The 23,217-nt window shown below is 37.9% G+C and carries 13 protein-coding genes and 2 pseudogenes; 12 read left to right on the plus strand and 3 right to left on the minus strand.

The window, feature by feature from the left end; all coding sequences use genetic code 11:
- Positions 1–571: 571 nt before the first annotated feature.
- A pseudogene (locus IQ274_RS27545) lies at positions 572–724 on the plus strand (IS5/IS1182 family transposase); the annotation flags it as partial.
- Between the two features lie 59 nt (positions 725–783).
- On the opposite strand, the gene IQ274_RS27550 reads toward IQ274_RS27545, so the two are convergent.
- Positions 784–5,073 carry an eIF2A-related protein gene (locus IQ274_RS27550; protein ID WP_194144076.1) on the minus strand — a complete coding sequence of 1,430 codons (4,290 nt, stop codon included), beginning with the start codon at positions 5,071–5,073 and terminating at the stop codon, positions 784–786.
- 52 nt (positions 5,074–5,125) lie between these two features.
- Complete coding sequence (locus IQ274_RS27555) at positions 5,126–6,517, minus strand: AAA-like domain-containing protein (protein ID WP_194144077.1); 1,392 nt, start codon at positions 6,515–6,517, stop codon at positions 5,126–5,128.
- A gap of 282 nt (positions 6,518–6,799) precedes the next feature.
- Here IQ274_RS27555 and IQ274_RS27560 point away from each other — a divergent pair, with 282 nt between their 5' ends.
- The 3 genes from IQ274_RS27560 to IQ274_RS27570 all read left to right on the plus strand — a co-directional run bounded on the left by IQ274_RS27560 (position 6,800) and on the right by IQ274_RS27570 (position 8,197).
- Positions 6,800–7,678 (plus strand): hypothetical protein, encoded by an 879-nt coding sequence (locus IQ274_RS27560; protein ID WP_194144078.1) that lies wholly within the window; start codon positions 6,800–6,802, stop codon positions 7,676–7,678.
- 73 nt (positions 7,679–7,751) lie between these two features.
- A complete protein-coding gene (locus IQ274_RS27565) occupies positions 7,752–7,928 on the plus strand; it encodes a hypothetical protein (RefSeq protein ID WP_194144079.1) in 177 nt (58 codons plus the stop codon).
- A gap of 92 nt (positions 7,929–8,020) precedes the next feature.
- Positions 8,021–8,197 carry a hypothetical protein gene (locus IQ274_RS27570; RefSeq protein ID WP_194144080.1) on the plus strand — a complete coding sequence of 59 codons (177 nt, stop codon included), beginning with the start codon at positions 8,021–8,023 and terminating at the stop codon, positions 8,195–8,197.
- Positions 8,198–8,450: 253 nt separating this feature from the next.
- Here IQ274_RS27570 and IQ274_RS27575 read toward each other — a convergent pair whose 3' ends face one another.
- Positions 8,451–12,047: an NB-ARC domain-containing protein gene (locus tag IQ274_RS27575; protein ID WP_194144081.1), complete on the minus strand. Its 3,597-nt coding sequence runs from the start codon at positions 12,045–12,047 to the stop codon at positions 8,451–8,453.
- 476 nt (positions 12,048–12,523) lie between these two features.
- On the opposite strand from IQ274_RS27575, the gene IQ274_RS27580 reads away from it, so the two are divergent.
- From IQ274_RS27580 to IQ274_RS27610, 8 genes and pseudogenes are all read left to right on the plus strand, one after another.
- Positions 12,524–13,414 (plus strand): hypothetical protein, encoded by an 891-nt coding sequence (locus IQ274_RS27580; protein ID WP_194144082.1) that lies wholly within the window; start codon positions 12,524–12,526, stop codon positions 13,412–13,414.
- Positions 13,415–13,714: 300 nt separating this feature from the next.
- Positions 13,715–15,049, plus strand: a complete 1,335-nt coding sequence (locus IQ274_RS27585; RefSeq protein ID WP_194144083.1) for a hypothetical protein — start codon at positions 13,715–13,717, stop codon at positions 15,047–15,049.
- Between the two features lie 47 nt (positions 15,050–15,096).
- Complete coding sequence (locus tag IQ274_RS27590) at positions 15,097–17,532, plus strand: CHAT domain-containing protein (RefSeq protein ID WP_194144084.1); 2,436 nt, start codon at positions 15,097–15,099, stop codon at positions 17,530–17,532.
- Between the two features lie 20 nt (positions 17,533–17,552).
- A pseudogene (locus IQ274_RS38110) lies at positions 17,553–17,603 on the plus strand (hypothetical protein); the annotation flags it as partial.
- Positions 17,604–17,924: 321 nt separating this feature from the next.
- On the plus strand, positions 17,925–19,820 hold the full coding sequence (locus IQ274_RS27595; RefSeq protein ID WP_194144085.1) for a WD40 repeat domain-containing protein: 1,896 nt from the start codon (positions 17,925–17,927) through the stop codon (positions 19,818–19,820).
- Between the two features lie 179 nt (positions 19,821–19,999).
- Positions 20,000–21,031 (plus strand): hypothetical protein, encoded by a 1,032-nt coding sequence (locus IQ274_RS27600; protein ID WP_194144086.1) that lies wholly within the window; start codon positions 20,000–20,002, stop codon positions 21,029–21,031.
- A 47-nt stretch (positions 21,032–21,078) separates the two neighbouring features.
- Positions 21,079–22,722 (plus strand): C25 family cysteine peptidase, encoded by a 1,644-nt coding sequence (locus tag IQ274_RS27605; protein WP_194144087.1) that lies wholly within the window; start codon positions 21,079–21,081, stop codon positions 22,720–22,722.
- Positions 22,723–22,980: 258 nt separating this feature from the next.
- Complete coding sequence (locus IQ274_RS27610) at positions 22,981–23,196, plus strand: LysM peptidoglycan-binding domain-containing protein (protein ID WP_194144088.1); 216 nt, start codon at positions 22,981–22,983, stop codon at positions 23,194–23,196.
- The last annotated feature ends 21 nt before the right edge of the window (positions 23,197–23,217 follow it).

A 23,217-nucleotide genomic window follows, 5' to 3' on the forward strand; every position in this document is an offset into this window, starting at 1 on the left:
TTAATACTATGGACATCAGTTACCACACTCAAAAACAAGCGTCATTATTCAAATTACTACAAAAGGGGGGATGAAGAGGCTGCCGTCGGCAGCCTCTTCATCCCCCCTTTAAAATGATTATCATTATTGTTGATGGAATAGTTTATTTTCTGGAAGTCCCTAAAACCTCTTTCAAGATAGGGGGTAGGGAGTTGGGTGTAGTGAAAACAAGAAAGCCGTACTACACCCTACACCCCACACCCTCGCTCCTTTTCCACATAACGTGAAAAGTCAAGTCGCTTCGCTCCAATTCAAAATTAAAAATTCAAAATTCAAAATTAAAGACAATTAGTGGGAGCTTGGACTCGCCACTAATTGAAGACCACCAAATCAAAGATTATGGTGGGGGCTTGTACCCAAAATTATTAAATTCAAAAAATTCTTCTTCATTTTGAATTTTGAATTTTGCATTTTGAATTCAAAAAAGGTCAGCTAGCCAATAACTTCAAAACAGATTAATTTCTAACACGCTAGCTATTATTTAGGAGAGCATTATTTAAGATTTACTTATTATTTTTATAAGCGTTTGCCCTGCTATCACATTGGATTAGATTGGGGACTTTCAGAATCCGCAGTATGTTGAATAGTTTATAAAATTAAAAATATTTAAATTAATTCAAGAAAGTTTAGTCTACCTGGGAAGAAAGAATTATGGAAAATGTCATCGGATGAAGATTTAGTTGTGTTTCCACGAGCGTTGAACCTTGGTAAATTCCTTAAGGTATTGATTTAAAAACAATTTTGTCAATCACTCAGCTTAAATTCGTGATCTATGAACGGATTCTTTTGATTGCGTAAGGCATTGACCCAGCGTTGTCGTTGTAATTTTTTATCCTTATCATCAGTCTGTGCTATGTATACCTGAAAATCCTCAATTGCGCCAGAATTGTTGCCTGTTAATGCTCTGGCAAGACCACGGCTATCTCGAATTCCTCCATCATTAGGAGCAAGTGCCACAGCTTTTTCACAAGCATACATAACATCAGATGCATATCCCTTCAAACTGCCTTGCCAACATAGACTATTCCAAGAATTTGCAGAAATTTCAAAGTTGGGAGCGAGCTTTTGGATTTGGATGTAAGCTGCAATAGCCTCTTTTATCTTACCGTCTTTAAGAAGGTTTTCCCCCTTGTTAAAAAGCGTTGAAGCAGCTTGTATTTTTGGCTCAATGTTTAGACTGCGGTCGAGTTTTAAAGCTTTTTGGAATACAGCAACTGCATCATCAACTTTACCAGCCTGTACCAGATTTTCACCTTGTTTAATTAGTTTAGAAGCCATAAGATACCGAGCTTGTGTCTCTGGATGGAAAGCTAAACTAGGATCAAGTTTCAAGACTTTTTGGAATACAGCAACTGCACCCTTAATATTGCCCTCCTCTGCCAAATTCTCGCCTTTCTTAATCAGTGCTGAAGCTTCTGTTAATTCCTTTACTTTTGTTGTCGGCTCAAAGCTTAACTTAGGATTCCAGTGTAAAGCTTGACGCAAGGTAGCAATAGCATTATCAAGTTTACCTTCTCTTGCTTGCCCTTCACCTTCTTTAACTAGAAATTTTGCTGCCACTCTAATATTAGAATTATTCTGGCATATCTTTAGTTTCTTTAAGTCTGCGGGATGGGTGACAAGGTAATCATTTAACCAGTTACAACCCCGTTGCAAAAGTTGATCAAAATTTTCTACCTTCCAAACACGGGCTGTATTGTCAAGGGATGCGGTAACGACGCGCTGTTCATCTGGGCTAAAATCGGCTCTCCAAACACTATTTTGATGCCCTGTAAGTGTACCTAATAGTCTACCGGATAAATCCCAGATTTTAGCTGTGTGGTCGTCTGATGCAGTAACAATCATCTGTCCTTTAGGGCTAAAACTGGCGGTTCTGACAGGCCTTGGATGCCCTGCAAGTGTAACTAGCAGTTTGCCAGAGCTATCCCAAATTTTGGCAGTGCCGTCATTTGAAGCCGTAGTAAAGTGTTTTCCATCTGGGCTAAAACTGGCGTAGAACACCCAACCTTCATGCCCGTAGAGTGTGATAAGAAGTTTACCAGATAAATCCCAGACTTTGGCTGTTTCATCCCATGATGCGGTGACAATACGCTGTCCATCTGGGCTAAAAATAGAACTGTTGATCTCTCTCTGATGCCCTTGGAGTGTAGTAAGAAGCTTGCCGGATAAATCCCAGACTTTGGCTGTTTTGTCCCATGATGCGGTAACGATACGCTGTCCATCGGGGTTAAAACTGGCATAAGTGACTACACTCGAATGCCCTTGGAGTGTAGTAAGAAGCTTGCCGGATAAATCCCAGACTTTGGCTGTCCTATCTTCTGATGCAGTAACAATATGCTGCCCGTTGGGGCTAAAATTGGCACTAGTAACTCCACTCGAATGCCCTTGGAGTGTAGTAAGAAGCTTGCCGGATAAATCCCAGACTTTGGCTGTTTTGTCCCATGATGTAGTAACAATGTGCTGCCCGTTGGGGCTAAAACTGGTATTAATGACACCAAGGTTATGTCCTTTAAGTACAATTCGCTGTTTGCCGGATAAATCCCAGATTTTGGCTGTATTATCGAGTGACGCAGTAACAATATGTTGCCCGTTGGGGCTAAAACTGGCATTTATCACCCAACCCGTATGTCCTGGGAGTGAGGCAAGCTGGTCTCCGGACAAATTCCGCACTATGTTATTCATAATGATGCGTTGTCCATCCGGGCTAAAACTGGCGTTAAACACATAGCTTCCAGATGAGTCAATGCTTTTGAGAAGTTTGCCGGATAAATTCCAAATGTTAGCCTTGTTATCATGCGATGCAGTAATAATATGCTGCCCGTTGGGGCTAAAACTAGCACTGTTGACTCTACTTCCATGCCCGTTCAGAGTGGTAAGAAGTTTGCCAGATAAATCCCAGACTTTGGCTGTGTTATCAGTTGATGCGGTAACAATGCGCTGTCCGTTGGGGCTAAAGCTAGCGCTATTGATCTCTTTTTGATGTCCTTTGAGAGTGGTAAGAAGCCTGCCGGATAAATCCCAGACTTTGGCTGTCCTATCTTCTGATGCAGTAACAATACGCTGTCCGTTGGGGCTAAAATTAGCACTGGTGACTCTACTTTGATGCCCTGCGATTGTAACTAGTAAATTACCAGAAGCGTCCCAGACTTTAGCTGTCTTGTCAGTTGATGCGGTAACAATACGCTGTCCGTCAGGACTAAAACTAGCACTTCTGACACCTCCTCGATGCCCTCTGAGTTCCACAAGCACTTTGCCAGATAAATCCCAGACTTTAGCTGTCTTGTCAGTTGATGCAGTGATAATACGCTGTCCATTAGGGCTAAAACTGGCAGTTCTAACAGCTCCTCGATGCCCTTTAAGTTGGGTATGTTCTCGGATATTATAGAGAATTGTTTGTAAAGCCAGTATAGGACTCGTTGTTGGATATTTTTCTAGAGAACGCTTGTCTTTGACTAGTGTTTGCAAGTCTTGTCCAGCTTGCATGGCTGAAAGTAATGCTTGAATTTCTTGAAACTCAAATTTTGATATTGCGCGGTTTCCTTCCATCTCTATTCTTTTAGCTTCTTGAGCTTCTGCAAGAGATTTCGCTAACCAAATTCCTACTAATGCAGCAATAGCTAGGGTCACACCCAAGACACCAGTTCCGATGCGAATCAGCCTATTGGCTTTTTGTGTCGCCGCTTTCAAAATATTATTGGCTTTTTCTTGAGCCTCTAGTTTTTTTCTTTCTGCTTCTAAATTAATTTCAGCTTCGAGTTTTTCAAGTTCTCTAGCCCTTTGTATTTCTCGCTTCTCCAATTCTTGGCTAGCTGTTAAAAATTGATAATCGCGATCGCTCAAGCTTTTGTTGGCTGACCATGCCAAAGCATCATTTAACGCCTGTCCTCGTAACAGACGCGACTCATCTGTATAACCTGAGTCAACCCAAGCTTTGAAAGCCTCAGCGTAAGGTCGCAGCTTGGCTAATTCCTTTTCAACCCAACTCAGGTTGAAAACACATTGATAAATGCGATTATAAATCTTTAATCTTCCTTTCTTCTTAATCACTAATCCCGACAAACGCATTGTCGCTTGTTCGTAACTGTCATCTGCTACCACTTCGCCTTGGAGCAAAATTTGTTGATAAAGTCCCAACCAACGACCTGCACGTTGTTCATTCGTAGTCATGCGATCACGGATTGTTTTCAAATGCTCAGGTTCATCCTGAGATTGCCAATTCTCAATAATATATTTGTGAACTAATTGCCCAATATTTGGCTGGCTACTTTCTGTTTTATCAACAATTAGCTGACACAACTTCTGAGTGAGGAAGGGTTGTCCTTCCGTCCACTCCAACACCTCTTTTAAAACTGCTTGCGGATTGTCTACCTTGCCTACCAATCCCTGAATTAAGGATAACTTTGCTTCTTCTAATGTAAAGCCAGTTAACTCAATCGCTTGACCAATATTAAATGGTGTTCGTTTTTTGTCAACTATCAAGTCTGACGGTGTTGCTACCCCTAATAAGCAAAAGGTGAGGCGATTGTATTCTGAAGCATCTACTCGCCGATTATGACAAGCGCGGATAAAAGCAAAAAAATCATCACTTGGAAAGTCTAAGCTGAGCACACTATCAATTTCATCTATAAAAATTACAATATTTTGGCATATCTGCAATAATAAAATTGATTCAATAAACTCTTTAAATCGGTCTAAAGGTGATAACCAATCTCGTTCTTTGATCCAGCTTCTTAAATTGATATCTAAATGAAAGTCTTTTGTTATATCGTTAAGGATACCAGCATACCACTGCTCTAGGTTTGTTTTCCGAGTATTTTTCCCAGAAATATCAATTACGCTACAAGCAAATTCTTCTTTTTTAAGTCTATTCATAACTTGCACTCGCAAGCTGGATTTGCCTGTTTTTCGAGCGTTGAACACATAACAAAAGTTTCCCGCTTTCAGCCCATTATAGAGTTGGTCATCAGCTTTCCGCCTGACATAGGTAGGGGAATTCTCACTGAGAGTAGCATTAACTTCATATTTGCAATGCATAAAATCTTTATTTTTAAATAATATTTAGTATTTGTTTTTCAAGTGTTTATATTCACAATTCTACTAGTTGCGCTGCAAAATATTGACGATACAAGTTATAACTTGGACTCCAATCATCGCCTTGTGTTTTCACTAAACCCATACTTTGTAATTTAAACGCCTCGTTAGACCTAAGCTTTACAGGAGTATTCTTCGTCACAACTTCCCGAAAAGCTGCTGCTAAGTCTCTATATTGTTGTAAATTCCATAAATGTTGCCGTAAATGGTTGCGGAATGGACTTGATTCCTTTGAAGCTATTTGTAAAAGTTCCTCTAACGAAATTTGCTGGCGTTTAAGATAATCGAGAGCTAAACGCACCAGATGAGGATGTCCGCCAACCAAATTCATCAGCTGCTCAATCTCGGTCTTCACAAGATCGAGTTCATAACGCTTTGTTAAATCCTGTACCTGTTCTGGAGTAAACTCTTCTAAAGCAATAATCCGCCCTACTCCTTGTAGTGGTGAGTAATTAATATCTAAGGAGCTATAAACTTCTGTGGAGTGTACCACTATCAATCTAAGTTTTTTCCAAATAGCACCACGATTACCACTCCGCGTTGCTAAATCGTGCCATGCTCGTATCAAGCGGCAAAAGTCAGTTGCAATTTCAGGTTGCTCAAAAACTAAATCGACTTTATCTAAAGCAAGTACCAAAGGATTGTTAAGGTCTGCTAACAGATACTCTTCAAGGTAATTTGTAGCATTATCATTACAACCAAAAATATCGTCCCAAAATTCATTTAACTTATTAGGCATTCCTAACTGTTTACTCACACAAGCACAGAAATATCGTAAGAATTTATTGATGTCGGAAAAGACTGTACTATCTGTTTCAAGACTCAAATTTACAGTTTGATAATTTTGTCTTTCAGATTCAGATAAAATTCTTTCTAGTAAAGAGGTTTTACCCATCTCCTGGGGAGCTTTAATGCGGATTAGTACTCCATCTTGCTTGATAGTTTCATAACATAAAGATTCAATTTCATAACGCTTTACATAAAAGCGGGAATTCAAAGGAACTCGTCCTCCAGGGAATTCTAAGTTTTCTATTGACCAATCTTTATATATCGATGCTGTATTATTTGCAGATATGTTATGAGTAGTGCCTCCAAAGGCACTCCGCTTCTCCTGATAACGCCTCAATGCTTGTTGAAAATTCTTCTTAGTAACCTCTTCTCCTAAAGCATTAGAGAGCTTTTTCCATAATGGACTACCAACATCTTTACTGAGGTAGATAACAGAAAAACCCAGGTTTTCGGCAAGCTCATTATAAGTTTTACCTTCGTACGCTCCCCATAATACCTTGATCTCAACATCGTTCAGGTGTCTCCCCGTTAATTTAAATACTAAATCATCTGCCAGATTTTGCACTTTTTCCCACGTTAGGTCTGATTTAGAGTTCATAGCTCGAATTGGCAGAATTTTTAGTAAAATTCTAGCAAATATATTCTAATTATTCAATTAGGTAAAAAATCCTACTTTCTCCTATTTTTTCCTGTTTTTTCCATATTTTTAAAATTTCAAGTATTAATTGTCTGCAATTTATAAACTTAAAAATAGGTTTTTTTAAATAAACAACCTATTTTTTCATAATGACAATTAGATATTTATTTAAGACTATAAAAGTATGAAAATTACATCTGCAAATTTTTCCTGCCCTACCCAAAACACTTTACAAGACTAACCATGCATAATGGCTTTTTCATAGATGTTGGTTCAATCTCTATTGAATCTAAGGAAGTAATGCCGAATACTAAGACTCATGCTGGGAGCAATCAATCTAATTTTGCTAATGACAGAGATTGCTTTACTTCAAAAATAATTGATGCAGACATACTCGCTAAAACTCGGAAGCTTTTGGATAGTTCAATAGTATATGCCTGGCATAAAGTGCCATTGAAGTGCAAACCACCTGCCTTAACTCGTATACGCTGGATCTGGCGACTTGCAGGTGCTTACCATTCAAGTCGTTATACTTCGAGATTAATGGAACAAGCAAGCCAACGCTTTGCTGCATCTGGTCGTCACAGTTTAGCGCAATGGGCGGCACAGAAAGCTAAAGAAGAAGCAGGTCATGACCGTCTTGCTCTACTCGATATTCAATCAATGGGATACGATCCCCTTGCTGTTGTGCAAGCACTTGTTCCATCTGCTGCTCAATCCTTAGTAGATTCTTTAACTCGAAGTGTACAAGCTTTAAATCCAATTGATTGTGTTGGTCATGCTTATGCGAGTGAACGTCTAGGAACATTTCAAGGAGAAAAGTATATTCAAAGTGTAGAAGCTTTATTACCAGTAAATATTTGTGCTACACGTTGGCTACGCGTACACACTGCTGTTGGTGCTGAAATCAAGCATGTAGAAGAGATAGTTGAAGTAGTTGCACAGCTTAACGAACGGGAGCGTCATCATGTAGCAGAAGCTTGTTATAAAACTGCATTGTTACGATTTAACCCACCTAAAGAGGGTTATATCTCAGATGAAGAACTCCAACAGATATTAAAAACGTTGGAGTTACCTGCACATATGCAAGCAAAATTCAATTACAAGTTACTAACGGCATAATCAAGAGCTTTAGACAGTTTACATAAAGCTTAATTGTTGTACTTTTCACAAAAATTTTAAGGAGAACAAAACGATGACTACAGTAAATTCCTCCCTCAAACAACAACCTTTAACTGAGGACTTCAAAAATCAGTTATGCGAAATTAGTCAAGGCACATTAGATGGCAACAATATCGACGAATTAGAAAGTCTTTTAAGCACTGAATTTACTCAAGGATTACCTAGTGATATGGAATTCAACGCTTATTAGATTTAGCTTGTCGTTCTGTGGTCTAGCCTAGACTGCAAACAACTAATATTGCTGATTGTTTACTATCTGTATAACTTTAGGAGAACAAAGCGATGACTACAATAAATTTCTCTCTCAAACAGCAATCTTCCACTGAAGATTTCAAAAATAAGTTGTTGGAAAATAGTCAAGGTACATTAGATGGCAATAACATGGACGAATTGGAAAGTATTTTAACCACTGAATTCACCCAAGGATTACCCAGCGATATGGAGTTCAATGCTTATTAAATTTAGCGTGTCTTCTCAGTAAATGCTGTAGACTCTAAATATTTTATTTCCCTGGTTATCCAGTCTATGTTGAGCGAAGAGCTAAAGTAAGTTTGGGATAATTAGCTCTAATTAATCAACAGCTAGGTAGTCAGGGATTACAATGATTATGTAAAAGCAAATTATTAACTTTATAATTTAATGTCCAATATTTTTTTCTAGAAAATTATTTTAAATTGAAAAATTTTATGTTTTTTTAATAGAATTAAACTAGTTAATTGTTTTTAGTAACTGCACCCAATAATTTGAGTGTAGAGATAGTCGCTGAAGTTAAACCTTTAACTCCCATAATATTCATTTGCTCATAGGGTCGCTCTACTTTTAATATTTTTAAACATTCTCCTGTTGCAATGCTCCATAGCCTTATTGTCTCATCTTCACTACTGCTAGCTAATATTTGATTATCAGAACAAAACACAACTGACCAAACTCTACCAGTATGACCATGTAAAGACTTGAGGCATTCTCCAGTACTTATATCCCATAGTTTGACTGTATAATCATAACTACAACTTGCTAGTATTTGGCTATCTGGGCTAAACGTAATTGATTGCAACCAGGCTGTATCTAAGAGTAAAACTTTAAGGCATTCAAATGTTTTGGTGCTCCACAACCTTAATGTTCCATCTGGGCTAGTACTTGCTATTACATCTCCATTAGGACTAAAGGCAATTGACCAAACCCAACTATTATGTCCTTCTAGTGTTACTTCACATTCATTAGTAGTTGTATTCCACAATTTAATTGTTTGATCTAAAGAACCAGTTGCAAGCATTGTTCCCTGAGGATGAAAAGCAATTGACCAAATAGCAGCCCTATGCCCTTGCAAAGTTTGTAAGACTTGACCAGTATTTACATCCCATAACTTTATTGTCTGATCGTCACTGCCGCTTGCAAGCATTGTTCCCTGAGGATGAAAAGCAATTGACCAAATAGCAGCCCTATGCCCTTGCAAAGTTTGTAAGACTTGACTAGTATTTACATCCCATAACTTTATTGTCTGATCGTCACTGCCAGTTGCTAATATTTCTCCTTTTGAAGAAAAGGCAACTGATCGCACAGCAGTCCTATGTCCTTGAAAAGTTTGTAAGACTTGACCAGTATTTACATCCCATAATTTAACTGAAGAGTCACGGCTGCCGCTCGCTAACTTCTTACCATTGGGGCTAAATATAATTGAGAGTAATTGACTAGTAGATCCTGTTAAAGTATTCAGGCATTCCCCAGTTTGAATACTCCATAGTCTTACCGTTTGATCTTCACTACCACTGGCTAACAAACCATCTTGTGGACTAAAAGCAACTGAAAATATATGGCTAGAATGCCCATATAAACTTTTCAAGCATTCGCCAGTGTAGATATTCCAAAGCTTTATTGTCTTATCATTACTACCAGTAGCTAAAATATCACCTTTTGGACTAAATTTAACCGAATAGACTTCATTGGAATGACCTTTAAAGCTGGTGATACATTTGCCAGTATTTATATTCCATAATTTGACTATATAATCATCACCACCACTTGCTAACAACTGCCCATCAGGACTTACAGTAACTGACCTGATTCCGTCACAGTGTCCCTGTAAAGTGTTGAGACATTCACCAGTATTAATATCCCACAATTTAATTGTGTGATCGTCGCTACCACTTACTACTATTTGTCCATCTGGACTGAAAGCTACAGAGCATACCCAACTTGTATGTCCTTCCAAGGTTCTCAAGCATTGACCAGTATGGCTACTCCATAACTTCACTGTTTGATCGTCGCTACCACTAACTAATGTGTTACCATCCGAACTAAAAGCTACAGACCAGACCTCGTTTTTATGACCTTCTAAAGTTTGAAGGCATCGGCCTGAAACGATATCCCAGCATTTAACGGTACAGTCAATACTACTGCTAGCAATTCTTCTGCCATTACTACTAAAAGCGAGTGATACAACCCAGTTATTGTGACCCTTACAGGTTAAAATTTGTTTCCAATCCAAAGTTTGGTAAAAGTGGATTTCACCATTGGTATCACCCATAGCTAAAAGTTTACCATCAGGGCTAAAGGCTATTGATAAAATACCTCCAAAGGTTTGAGAAAAAATAGATTTAGTTAAATCTGCGTTTTGAAAGTTGACATGATGCAACTTCGCTCGACGTAAATCTGCTTGTAAAATTTTTAAATTAGAAAAATCATAGCTTGTTAAATCAATTTGGCACTGAATCAGTAAGTTAATTATATTTCCACCGCCATACCCACCTGTGGCTGCAAACTCATTTTTAATTTTGAATAGAACTTGACAAAGTTTGCCTTCGAGATTTCTTTTAGATATAAGGTTAGTTTCTAGCCGATGGACAATTGGATCTAAAACCATGCGGATTTGACTTTCTCTTATGTATTCCTTTGCGGTCACTTTCATCAGTGCATGGCTAAGTAAAAATTTAGGTTCCTCTTTTGCAATCTCCTCACAACACAATTCAATGATTTCTTCGGTCACGTATTCCATGACAACAGGTTGTTGTGTATAACTGCTAGACCACTTTTCTATCAGATTGCGTCTCCATAGACTTTCTAGTGCTTCCAACAGCTTAAAGCGAGACACCATAGGCACTAAGTCTGACTCTAACTCGCCAAAGGTTGTCCATTCCCGATTAATGGCTAACCAATACATGAGACTTTTTTCCAAAGGTAACAAGCGTTCAAACTGTTGATTGAGTAATCGCCTGACTCCATTGAATATAAAACTGTCTTGTTTAACAAAAGCCTCAATATCCCCATCAAATAGGTCATTAATTGAAGTGGCAACAATTTTTACTGCTAGGGGATTATTACCGTAGCGATCGCACAGCTGTTGTTTTTGTTCTTCACTCCCTACTAACCCTTTAGCGCAGAGCAAGCCAATCCCTGCTTCTTTTGAACCACTCAACCTCAGAGAGCGTACTTTTAAATGTTCTCCTTCGTTAGTAGCGATCGCACTAGGCTTTTCTCGGCTTGTGAGAATTAAACAACTGCTATGTGTATTCTCTGCAATCATCCTTAACAATTCATCATATGTCGAGTAACCGTCACGAAAGTGCCCTGTATCTTCAGCATCTAAGATAGTTTCCATGTTATCCAAAATTAGCAAGCAACGGTTACCACGTAAGTAGTGAAGTAACCGCCATATATCTGCTTTGCTCTCTTGAAAATCGGACACAAAGGCAACTAACTCAGCTAATAGGCTTTCTAAAGGGGGAGCATTCCGCAGACTTCGCCAAATGACGTATTCAAACTCAGACTGCACTTGTTGTACCAATTTTGTAGCTAAGGCGGTCTTACCTACTCCGCCTATACCCAGTATTGCTACTTGGCGACAACAGTCAGTTAAAATCCATCGCTTTAATTGAGCAACTTCTTCAGTACGTCCATAGAACTCAGAGACATCGATCACTTCTTGCCAGTCAGTGTGAGGAGTTGTGAACTGATTTTGTTGTACTACGTTTTCTAAACCTTGTTTACTCTGTTGGTCTTCTAAAAACTGACTTTCAACTCTAGTTTTTACACTAAAGGTTTCCGAAGTACTACGCCATCTGCGCTCTAGTGCTAGTTGAAAGTTGGTCTTGCTCACCTTTTCACCCAAACCTTCTGCTAACAATTTCCACAGCTTGGGCCCCACAGTCTGCTTTAAATAACTTACGGAATAACTTGTTTCTTTAGCAATTTCCTCATAGGTCTTGTTATGCCACGAACCTTTTAAAATTGCAATTTCGGCATGATTTAACCGTTTTCCAGCCTTGGTAAAGACTGCTTCATCAGCTACTTCCAGTCCTTGTTCATAGTTCATAGTTCATAGTTCATAGTTCATAGTTTGCAATTTAGATACTGTAAGTATGAAGTACCAAGCATTATGAGTACTTTACCAGAACTTTATGCGAACTTTTACGAACTTATACATATCGACAAGTAGAAGTGAATACTGGAAACTGAGATTTAAGGGACTTCCAACTAAAAAAATATTCCCAGTTTTCTTGTAGGATGGGCATCTTGCCCGTCCTGAATATGTGGTGGGCTATCCGTCCCACCCCAGAAAATGGATAATTTATTTCTTGGAACACCCTAAGTAGTGATACATACTAATGACAAAGTAAGGATTTAATAACTGAAAGTAATATTATGCGTTGCCCTCGCTGCTAGCCGAGGAACACTGTCAAAAGCGGAGGGACTCATTACAGGAAACAACGCTTGTTCTCTTCCATTCTGAAACACCTTAAACAAGAGACTTAAGCTTTTTACACTACACATATACTAGGGAGCATTGCCATGAAACACTTCACAGAGGAAGAGCAAAATACTCTTTTGGATGTGCTTGCAAGACACGAGGATGAGTTGTGTGCATTTAAGGGTGTACACTACCTAGATGTAGGTATCAAATTCGAGAATGAAATACCAACAGATCAGTTAGCTATACGAGTTTATGTTCACGAAAAATTGCCTGAAAGTCAGTTGGAATCTACTGAGGTACTTCCAAAAGAAATAGAAAATATACCTGTTGATGTTATTCAAAGCAATCCTGAATTACAACAAGACCGAAATCAGCGCTTCGATCCTTTATTGGGAGGAATTGCTGTCCGTAACACTCGATTGAGAGGACTGGGTACACTAGGTGCGATTGTGTATGATCGCACTTCATTATCGCCTCTGGGTCTTTCTAACCATCATGTTTTGGTTGGTGATGATGGTCAACCAGGTGATGCAATAACACAACCTGCAAGCAAAAATACAGACGATATTATAGGTTCGCTACTACGTTGGAATAAAGAACTAGATTGTGCAGTATGCACAATTAATAATCTCCGAGGTATATCGCTTGGAGTAGTAGATTATTCACAAGAAATAGCAGGTATAAAAAAACCCTTAATTGGTATGCGTGTTACAAAGTCAGGAAGGACTACTGGTAAAACTTTTGGCATTCTTGATGGCGTTAATCAACAAAATTTTACAGTCATTACCGATCCCGAACATCCATCTGACAATGGTGAAATCAGTACGGCAGGAGATTCAGGTTCAGTGTGGCTGGAAACGAAAAGCTTATGCGCCGTAGGATTGCATTATGCAGGAGAAAAAAGTCCCGATCCCAAGCATGAAAAAGCATGGGCTAAGAGAATGGACTTGGTAGCTAATGCTCTCAATATTACATTTCAGAAACCTTAATCTTAATTAAAGGATAGTGAGCAGATTGATAGCGGTTGTTAATTGAGTGCAATACATACTCGAATAAACAAACCGCAGATGTACCCATCTTGACTCATTTATTCCATATTCACATCCAACATTTTCTAATTTTCAAATACAGATATGCTCAAGTTTCAACATTTTATGAATAACAAAATATTTCAGATATTTTAAATTTTAATAAATCGTTATAGGGATTGTTCAATTAAAGAGTTCGCATTTTGCGTTGCCGAAATTGAAGAAACACCATGAAGGACTAGGTAAAAAAGGAATTGAATAATGCCAACTGAAATGACACCAGCAGAAGGAAAGCCTTCATTACACTACTACTTAATAAGTTTTGATAGTGCTGGTAATGAACGTGAAGACTACCCACAAAAGATAAGCAAAAAGATATTAAATATCTTAAGTGATGAACCAATTACTGATATTTTCTTGTTCAGCCACGGTTGGATGGGGGACAGAACATCAGCACAAAATCAGTATAATAAGTGGGTTGAAGCAATGTCCAAAAGCATAGATGACATTGAACAAATAAAACAGGTACGACCTGAATTTAACCCATTATTAATTGGTATACACTGGCCGAGTTTACCTTGGGGTAATGAAGAACTAGGTAGTAGCTTCATATCATTTGATTCAACAAATATTGCACCAATTGAGCAATTAATTGAGGGATATGCTCATCGAATTGCCGATACAGAAACTTCTCGGCAAGCTCTGAAAACAATTTTCCAGACAGCGATCGCAGATATTGCGCCTGAGCATTTATCATTAGAGGTACGTCAAGCTTACGAAGTTTTAAATCGTGAATCAGGCTTAGGTAGCGAAGGAGAGGGAGCAGCACCAGGGAGCGATCGCTTTTCTTTTGACCCAGAAGGTATATTTGAAGCTAACAAAGCAGAACCTGTGAGTTTTGGTCAGTTCGACTGGAATGGAATTTTGATGCCTCTGCGAGCCCTATCTTTTTGGAAAATGAAAGACAGAGCGCGTCAAATTGGTGAAACTGGAGGTTTTGCGTTACTAGCACAACTCCAAAAAGCAACTGCAAATACTGTGCGATTTCACCTTATGGGTCACAGTTTTGGATGTATTGTCGTCTCTGCTATGTTAGCTGGCCCTGGTGGTCAGGGTAGCTTAATTCGTCCAGTTAATTCTGTAGCTTTGATCCAAGGTGCTTTATCCCTGTGGTCTTATTGTGCAGACATTCCTGTGTTACCAGGCCGTCCAGGCTACTTTCATTCCATAATCGCTAACCGTAAAGTTGCTGGGCCGATTGTCACTACCCAAACGCAGTTAGATAAAGCTGTTGGTAAGATGTATCCACTTGCTGCGGGGATACGCCAGCAAATAGTCTTTGACCCTATGGAATTGCCTAAGTTCGGCGCATTGGGTACTTTTGGCGCTCGTGGCACAGGTTTGGAGATTGTAGATATGAAAATGCTTGCTCTTAGTGAACCGTACCAGTTTGCAGCAGGCAAAGTCTACAACTTGGATAGCACTCAATATATCTGCGATATCAGCGGAGGGATGTTTGTTGGGTCTCATAATGATATCGCTGAACCAGAAGTAGCCCATGCTGTATGGCAAGCTGCATTGGCAACTGATAAGTAGATTGATTTGATTCCTAATAACTTTCAGAGATAAATACAAGCTTTAAAATGAATATTTTTGAAATTATTATTCAATCTAGAACAGAAGAACAATCTGAAACAGAATATAGTTGGCCTGTTGTTGTTAAATATACTCCATTCAATGGATATTCTATAGAAGCCAAATATACTCTCAAGCTAAATAGCAATTACGATCAAGAACTAAGAGCAATAGAGAATGATGGCAAGTTAAAGAAGTACGGTACAATATTGGGCGAAGCATTATTTAGCAACAGTATTCGTATTAGTGGTACTGATGTTAATGAGAAAAAGACTTCATTGGAAACGGATTTTAGCAAGGCTCTTCCAAAAGATGAAAAATGCCTACACGTCCTTCTTCGCGTTGATGCTGATGACCTTAAACACTTGAGATGGGAAAGGCTACGTGCTCCCATTAATAACACATGGGATTATTTGGCGCGTAACAATAAGACCCCGTTTTATCACTACATACCTACCATGATAGAACGGCTGTTTCCTGCCATTGGCAGGCGCGGCTTGCGGGCATTGATTGTAGTTGCCAGTCCTGATAAAGGTACAGAGCAGTATGGTCTACAGCATTTTAACGTAGAGTCTACAGTAACCAGTCTGAAAACCGCTTTTGGTGACATTCCTTGCGATGTGCTGGCAAAAATTGATGGCGCAATAGGGACACCAACTCTAAAAAAACTGATAAAACTTTTATCCCGAAAAGATAAATACTATACGATATTACATTTAGTGTGTCACGGCAGAGTAATCGAAAAAGAAACAGTAATCTATTTAAATGAGGATGAGGATGAAAATTTAAATGAAGATAAAAATCGGCTAAAGCCAGTAAAAACATCGGAGTTAATAGACCAACTTAGAAGCAACATTGAGCGCGCACCACACTTTACTTTCCTATCTAGCTGTGAAAGTGGTAGTTCAAAGGCAGAGGCAATACCAGAAATCGGTGGACTAGCACAGAGCTTGGTACGCGATCTGGGGATGCCTGCGGTGTTGGGTATGACAGACAAAATAACTATAAAAACTGCTCAAGACCTTGCAACAGCCTTTTACAAAAACTTGAGAGAGCATGGCTACGTAGGCTTGGCGTTAGCCGAAGCAACTGCTCAAATCAGAGGGCAAGCTGATGAGACAGTACCAGCACTATTTAGCCGCTTAGGAGAACGGCCTCTATTCGATGAAAATTTAGACCGACCTCTATCAGTTGGAGAAATTGAATTTGGTCTTGCTCTTTTTGAAAAGTTGTTAAAAAAAAGAGCGCCAATTATGAAAGACAAATTTAATGAACAAAAAGAAATATTACAACGCTATTTGAATATAGAAGGCTTAAACTCAGAAGCGACAGATGAAGGGGACTACGCTTTAAAAGAAATTAATCAGCTTTGCAATCAAGTTCTAGAAATAAGCTTTAATTCTTTGGCTGTAAATGGAAAAATACCAAATTATAATCTCCGTTGTCCTTTTAAAGGCTTATTCTCTTTTACAGAGCGTGATAGTAAGTATTTTTTTGGACGGGATAAATTAATTGAAAAGTTAAAAAATAAACTTAAAGAACATGATTTCTTGGCTGTATTAGGTGCTTCTGGAAGTGGTAAGTCGTCAGTAGTAAAAGCAGGGCTTATTCCGAATTTAAAAAGAGATGAAAAATATCTTCAAGTCAAGTATATTAAACCAGGTAAAAATCCTCTTGAGAATTTGCAATCTGCATTATCAAATATTAAACAGGAGTATCCTTTAATATTAGTAATAGATCAATTTGAAGAATTATTTACTCTTTGTAATAGTGAAGCAGCGCGAAAGATTTTTATAGAAGAATTATTAGCACTTGTTAAAAATAGAAAGCAAAGAGTTGTAATTACGATGCGGGCAGACTTTTGGGGAGAATGTGCCCGTTACACGCAATTAAAAGACCTAATGCAAGAGCATCAAGAATTGATTAGTCCAATGGAGCCTAAAGAAATAGAAGAAGCAATCAAAAAACCAGCCAAGCAGGTAGGTTTGCAGTTTGAAATTGGCTTGATTAATTCAATTTGCAACGAACTTGAAGGCGAACCTGGAGCATTACCGCTTTTACAACATACTTTGCTGGAGTTATGGAAACGACGACATGGAAGAAATTTAGTTTGTGAGGAGTATATTAAAATCGGTGGTGTCAGCAAAGCGATCGCCACTACAGCTGATAATTTCTTTTACAAAGGATTATCCAAAGATAAAGAAGATAAACAAGAAATAAAAAAAATACAAGAAAAGGTCAAAAACATTTTTTTACGATTAACTCGTTTGGATGAAAGTTTTGAAGAAATCAGGGATACACGTAAGCGAGTTTATCTTAAAAATTTGTCACACAATGATGATTTAAAGGTGATTGATGAACTAGTACAAAAATTAGCAAAAGAGCGGCTATTAGTAACCAACTATGAGAAAAAAAATATGAAGGAACAGGTGAAAAGACAGTAGAAATTGCTCATGAAGCTTTAATTAAACATTGGGATACATTAAAAGCTTGGTTAAATACAGACCGTCAAGATTTACTATTTCGTCAAGATGTTAATAAACAAGCCAGTGATTGGAATAATGGTAAAAATAAAGATAATGATAAAAATCAAGACAACGAAGAATATTTACTGCTTGAAGGCTCTCGATTAGAGCGTGCTAAAGAGTTATTAGATAAAAGTGGATTTTTTAACGACGATGAAATTGAATATATAAACGCGTGTAAAGCAAAGCGCGATCGCATCAAAAGTAAAGAATTAGAGGACACTATTTCTACTTATACTGCATACGCTCAAACACTTTTTGTTTCCAATAAAAGGCTGGATGCGTTAGTAAGGCTTATAAAAGCAGGAGAAATGCTGCAAGGAACCAAAATTAGTGAAGATGCAGAATTTAAATTTTTGGTATCATTTGCCCAGATATTTAATGAAGTTGCAGAATTTAATAGTTTTGATGGGCATGATGATGAGGTTTGTAGTGTAGCTTTTAGCCCAAATGGACAAATTATTGCTTCTGCTAGCTATGACAAAACTGTCAAACTTTGGAAACGAGATGGAACTTTAATTCAAACTTTAGAGGGTCATGAAAACATAGCTACAGATGTATGTTTCAGCCCAGATGGAAAAATCTTAGCTTCTGCTAGTATGGACAACACCATCAAAATTTGGCAGAAAGGAACAATAACAAAAGATAAAATTGACCGATATTCTAGCAAATGGTCAGTCCGAAAAACATTAGCAGGTCATCATGGTTGGGTATTGACAGTCAGTTTTAGTCCTGACGGTAGGCTAATTGCATCTGGAAGTAGTGATAACACTATCAAACTTTGGGATAACAATGGAGAGTTAATCAAAACCCTCAGCGGTCATCAAGATCCTGTTGTCAATGTGACTTTTAGTCCAGACGGTAATATGATTGCTTCTGCAAGTCAAGACAAGACTTTAAAGCTATGGACACGAGAAGGTGGATTAATTGCAGATATTAAAGAACATAAAGAGACTGTTACAGCAGTAAGTTTTAGTGATGATAGTAAAACATTAGTTTCAAGCAGTCGTGATTACACTGTTATACTCTGGAGTGCTGAAGGACAATTCCTCAAAACGCTTAGAGAACATAAAGATGATGTTGAGTATGTTGCTTTTAGTCCAGATGGTGAAAAAATCGCATCAGCTAGTAAAGATGGCACAATCATAATTTGGCATAAAGATGGCTCTTTTTTTAGAAATTTAAGAGGGCATAAAGATAGAATAACAAAGGTCAGTTTCAGCCCGGATAGCAAAACACTTGTTTCTAGTAGTCGTGATAAAACTATAAAACTGTGGAATTGCAATAGTAAATTTGAAGGACATACTAAGTTAATTTACAAGATTAATTTCAGTGCAGATGGTAAAACAATTGCCACAGCTAGTGAAGACGGAACAAGTAAGATTTGGGATTGTAATGGTAGATTACTGCAAACCTATGGCGATCATAATGGTGGGGTTTTTGATGTTAAGTTTAGTCCTGATGGAGAAACTCTTGCAACAGCTAGTGAAGATGGAAATGTGAGGCTGTGGAAGCGTGACGGAAAATTACTTAAAACCCTTCGGAGCCATAAAAGTGATGTTACGAGCATTGCTTTTAGTCCTGATAATACGATGGTTGTCACGGGCAGCCTTGATGAAACTGTCAAGCTTTGGAGTATAGAGGGATTTTTGTTAAATACTTTTTATGGGCATTGTGATTCTGTTGCAATAGTAACTTTCAATCCTGAAGGCACAATGATTATTTCAGGTAGTGGTGACAATACTTTTAAAGTATGGAGTCTCAAAGGTGAATGTTGCAAAAATATTAATGCTCATGAAAGTATTGTTCATCTTATAAAGTTTAGTCATGATGGTAAAAACATTGCCACAGTTAGTAGGAATGAAATTAAAATTTGGGATAATAATTATGAACTACTGCAAACGTTTAAAGTAGATACCAAAGGTATAATTGAGGCTATTACCTTTAGTTCTGAGAATGATACAATTTCTATAATTTCTGAAAACCAAAGTTTAGAATTGTGGAGCCTTAATGGTCAATTACTGCAAATAATAGAAGGAAATGATAAAAAGATTGATAGTGCTAATTTTAGCCAAAATGGCAGCGTAATTGCTGTAGCCACTTGTGAACACAGGATAAATTTATTTAATTTGAATTTGAAGCAAATATTGACAGATAGTTGTAACTATATTAATGACTATATAAATAAAGATGATACTTATGCTTAATAACAGTTTTTTAATTGTAAACAAAGTAATTTAAATCCTGAATCTTAATATGTTAAGATTTTATAAAGCTGTTAATTACTAGCTTTTTATGAGATTTACTTAATTGCTCTACATCAAGAAAAGAGTTGGATTAAATTTGTTCATTTCAACAAAATTATAATTATCAAAGTAGGACAAGTATGAAGCCACAAAATGCTAATATCAATTCTCTAAATTCCACAGACAAAACCTTACAATTATCACAACCAATCATGAAAATATTAAAAGCTTCTACACTGATTCTTCCCCTGCTCATAACAACGGCTAACCTCAATGAGTCTCTGGCTCAATCACATAGGAATATTTCATCTAAATCTACTTCAATTTCTAAAACAATTGCTAAACAAAATCTAAGCAATAACTCACCTACATCTCACCTAATATCTCAGAGTGAGCGTAAACAGAATTTAAATAATCAAAAGGGCAGGTTGCGGTTTGTCAATGATACACCCTATACAGGAATAGTTCTCCTGTATAGGCCTGGTGATGGCAAGCAACAGCCTAATAGATACGCTTATATTCCACCTTGCCATTCTAGAGAACTTGCAGCAACATACAGCGGTTATTGGAAAGTCAGCTTCAATGGCACAGAACCAGTTGCTATTGGTGATGTATCTGAAAAAGAAAAAAATGGTATTTTCTTTGAAATAGAATTATCAAGTTTAAAGAGAAATAATGAGTTAATAAAAAATTGTTTATCTGGGAAATTTATTAGCCCAGATCCTGTTTATGATCCAGAAAAAACAGAGAACCCAAGAGAAAAGATATTTAAAAACCTTATTCAACAATTAGAAATAGCTAAGAAACCAAACCAGGATAATCTAGAAAAAATTAAAGCCTTGGATGATGCAGGAAAGAATATATCAATCCTTGAAAAATCTCATATGGATGAAATACTTACAGTGCATTTTAATAAATGGGAAGATGTTTTTGAGAAAGCAGCTACCATAGACTTAAAGAATCCTAAGCAAATAACTGAATTTAATATATTTTTAACTGAAAATGGACTACGAAATGTAACAAAACAAACAATAGAAAGTATGCAAAAACTATGGGGATTAAAAAAACAATGGTTTACTAGATTAGGCAAAACTAAAGAAGCTTACATAGCAAAAGAAATATCGCAAAGCAGTTTATGGAATAGATTGAAATTGTTGGGGAGTTGGATGTGATTACTTCCCGTAAAAATTCAGATTTTTAACTAAATCAAACAAATATTATGTCAAATAATAACAAGGAAGAACTTCTATTCTTCAATGGTATCAATGGTTCGACTGGTGAATATTTGCTACTACCGCTCACACCTGAACAGATTTCTAAAATAGCTCAAGGTGAAGAATTAGACCCAGCACATATAAACGAACTTCAAAGGAAAAATAGACAAATCCAAGGTCTAGATCCTGAGTTTGCACCCATAGAAGGAGTTGATCCAAAAAACTTAGCAGAAACTGGTTGGGGAGTTATTTTTGCTTATGGTGCTGACTCAGCAATTAAAGAAGCTCTGAGTCCATTATTGAAACTGCGCCAACAGCAAGCTACCCAAAAAAAAGAACATTATTATCAAGAATATATCGACGTTAAAGCATATCGTCCAGGAGAGACGAAAAATAAGTTTTTAGCTCGTCATAACGTAGGGCCGGGGCCTGCTGACCCTGATAAAATGCCTTACTACTTGCTCATCGTTGGCGACCCAGAAACTATTCCCTATAGCTTTCAGTACCAACTCGATGTGCAGTATGCAGTAGGTCGGATTTATTTTGATACGCTACAAGAATACGCTCAGTACGCTCACAGCGTTGTAGCAGCAGAAACAAGTAAATTACCACTACCCCGCACAGCTAGTTTTTTCGGCGTGCAGAACAGTGAGGATAAAGCGACTCGACTGAGTGCAGACCAACTAATTAAGCCTTTAGCGGAATGGGTAGCCAAAGACCAACCAAGTTGGAATGTGCAAACTTTACTCAAAGATGAAACTACAAAAGCTCGGTTAGGGCAATTGTTAGGGGGTAGTGAGACACCTAGCCTGTTATTTACCGCTAGTCACGGTATGGGCTTTGATAATGGCGACCCACTCCAAGAACGTCACCAAGGGGCAATATTATGTCAAGACTGGCCTGGGCAATACAAATGGCGGGGAGCAATTCCCGAAGATTTTTACTTTTCTGCCGATGATATCAGTAATGATGCTCGGTTGTTGGGATTAATCACGTTTCATTTTGCTTGCTATGGTGCAGGTACACCAAAATTAAATGACTTCGCCCATCATGAATTTAGTAAAAGGTCAGCTATTGCTCCCCATGCTTTTGTTGCTAATTTACCAAGGCGCTTACTGAGTCATCCTCAAGGGGGTGCGCTGGCTGTAGTTGGTCATGTCGAGCGAGCTTGGGGGTACTCTTTTATGTGGGAGACACCTGGGGCGCAGTTGCAAGTATTTCAGAGTGCTTTAAAACGACTGATGGAAGGTCATCCTGTGGGATCGGCTTTAGAGTTTTTCAATCAGCGTTATGCAGAACTCTCTTCTGACCTCAATCATCAATTAGAAGAAATTAAGTTTGGGGCTAAAGCTGATGATTTAGCTGTAGCTGATATGTGGACAGCCAACAACGATGCTCGTAGTTATGCAATTATTGGCGACCCAGCAGTGCGGTTGGTGGTAAGTAATGAAAATGTTGTGGAACGTCCAATTATAGAAAAGGTGACTTTCCAAGCTACACCTATAGGAGAAAATCCCGTTCAATCGGATGTAATGGAAGAACAACGCCCCACTTATCTTAATCAGATACCTTCACAGGATTGGGAAAAGACTCCAGCCAGTGTCAAAAAACTAGTGGAAGATATGGCACTGCGGCTAGAGGAGCTATAACAAAAACTAGAATCTGACTGTTCCTGTTAAGTCTCTCTAGCCAATTACCAAATCTTACAAATTTAAAATCTTAGCAGAGGAAATAAATCAGAAAATTTGCACCTATTTGAAAAGCTGTAATGGTTTAGATATAACCATCAGATTCAGATTTTTGTAAAAGGCGATCGCACTTCAAAGGACAAACAATATTGAAAGAGATTTAAAGCCTTAATCAAGTAATTTGGAACCAGTAAATACTTACAAAATACGAGGTAATGTATGTCTTGTCCCAGCGCCTATGATTCCTACCACGTAAAATCTGGAGAAACACTATATATTATTGCTGAAAAAGTATATGGTGATGGTCAGTATTGGTGGCAAATTAGAAAGACAGATGGTTCTGCTTTCACAGAACAAGAAGCACAACAATTACAGATCAATCAAGAAGTTTGTGTATGGAATTCAAAAAAGGGGCCAGGGCCATTAAAGCCGTGAAGTGGCACCGAAGTATTGGTA

The sequence above is a fragment of the Nostoc sp. LEGE 12447 genome (assembly GCF_015206985.1).
GTDB lineage: Bacteria > Cyanobacteriota > Cyanobacteriia > Cyanobacteriales > Nostocaceae > Nostoc.

Coding starts and splice junctions, on each gene's coding strand:
- IQ274_RS27580 (WP_194144082.1), top strand. CDS start 12,524: ATGAAACACTTCACAGAGGAAGAGCAAAATACTCTTTTGGATGTGCTT.
- IQ274_RS27570 (WP_194144080.1), top strand. CDS start 8,021: ATGACTACAATAAATTTCTCTCTCAAACAGCAATCTTCCACTGAAGAT.
- IQ274_RS27560 (WP_194144078.1), top strand. CDS start 6,800: ATGCATAATGGCTTTTTCATAGATGTTGGTTCAATCTCTATTGAATCT.
- IQ274_RS27565 (WP_194144079.1), top strand. CDS start 7,752: ATGACTACAGTAAATTCCTCCCTCAAACAACAACCTTTAACTGAGGAC.
- IQ274_RS27555 (WP_194144077.1), bottom strand. CDS start 6,517: ATGAACTCTAAATCAGACCTAACGTGGGAAAAAGTGCAAAATCTGGCA.
- IQ274_RS27610 (WP_194144088.1), top strand. CDS start 22,981: ATGTCTTGTCCCAGCGCCTATGATTCCTACCACGTAAAATCTGGAGAA.
- IQ274_RS27600 (WP_194144086.1), top strand. CDS start 20,000: ATGAAGCCACAAAATGCTAATATCAATTCTCTAAATTCCACAGACAAA.
- IQ274_RS27595 (WP_194144085.1), top strand. CDS start 17,925: ATGCTGCAAGGAACCAAAATTAGTGAAGATGCAGAATTTAAATTTTTG.
- IQ274_RS27605 (WP_194144087.1), top strand. CDS start 21,079: ATGTCAAATAATAACAAGGAAGAACTTCTATTCTTCAATGGTATCAAT.
- IQ274_RS27550 (WP_194144076.1), bottom strand. CDS start 5,073: ATGCATTGCAAATATGAAGTTAATGCTACTCTCAGTGAGAATTCCCCT.
- IQ274_RS27585 (WP_194144083.1), top strand. CDS start 13,715: ATGCCAACTGAAATGACACCAGCAGAAGGAAAGCCTTCATTACACTAC.
- IQ274_RS27590 (WP_194144084.1), top strand. CDS start 15,097: ATGAATATTTTTGAAATTATTATTCAATCTAGAACAGAAGAACAATCT.
- IQ274_RS27575 (WP_194144081.1), bottom strand. CDS start 12,047: ATGAACTATGAACAAGGACTGGAAGTAGCTGATGAAGCAGTCTTTACC.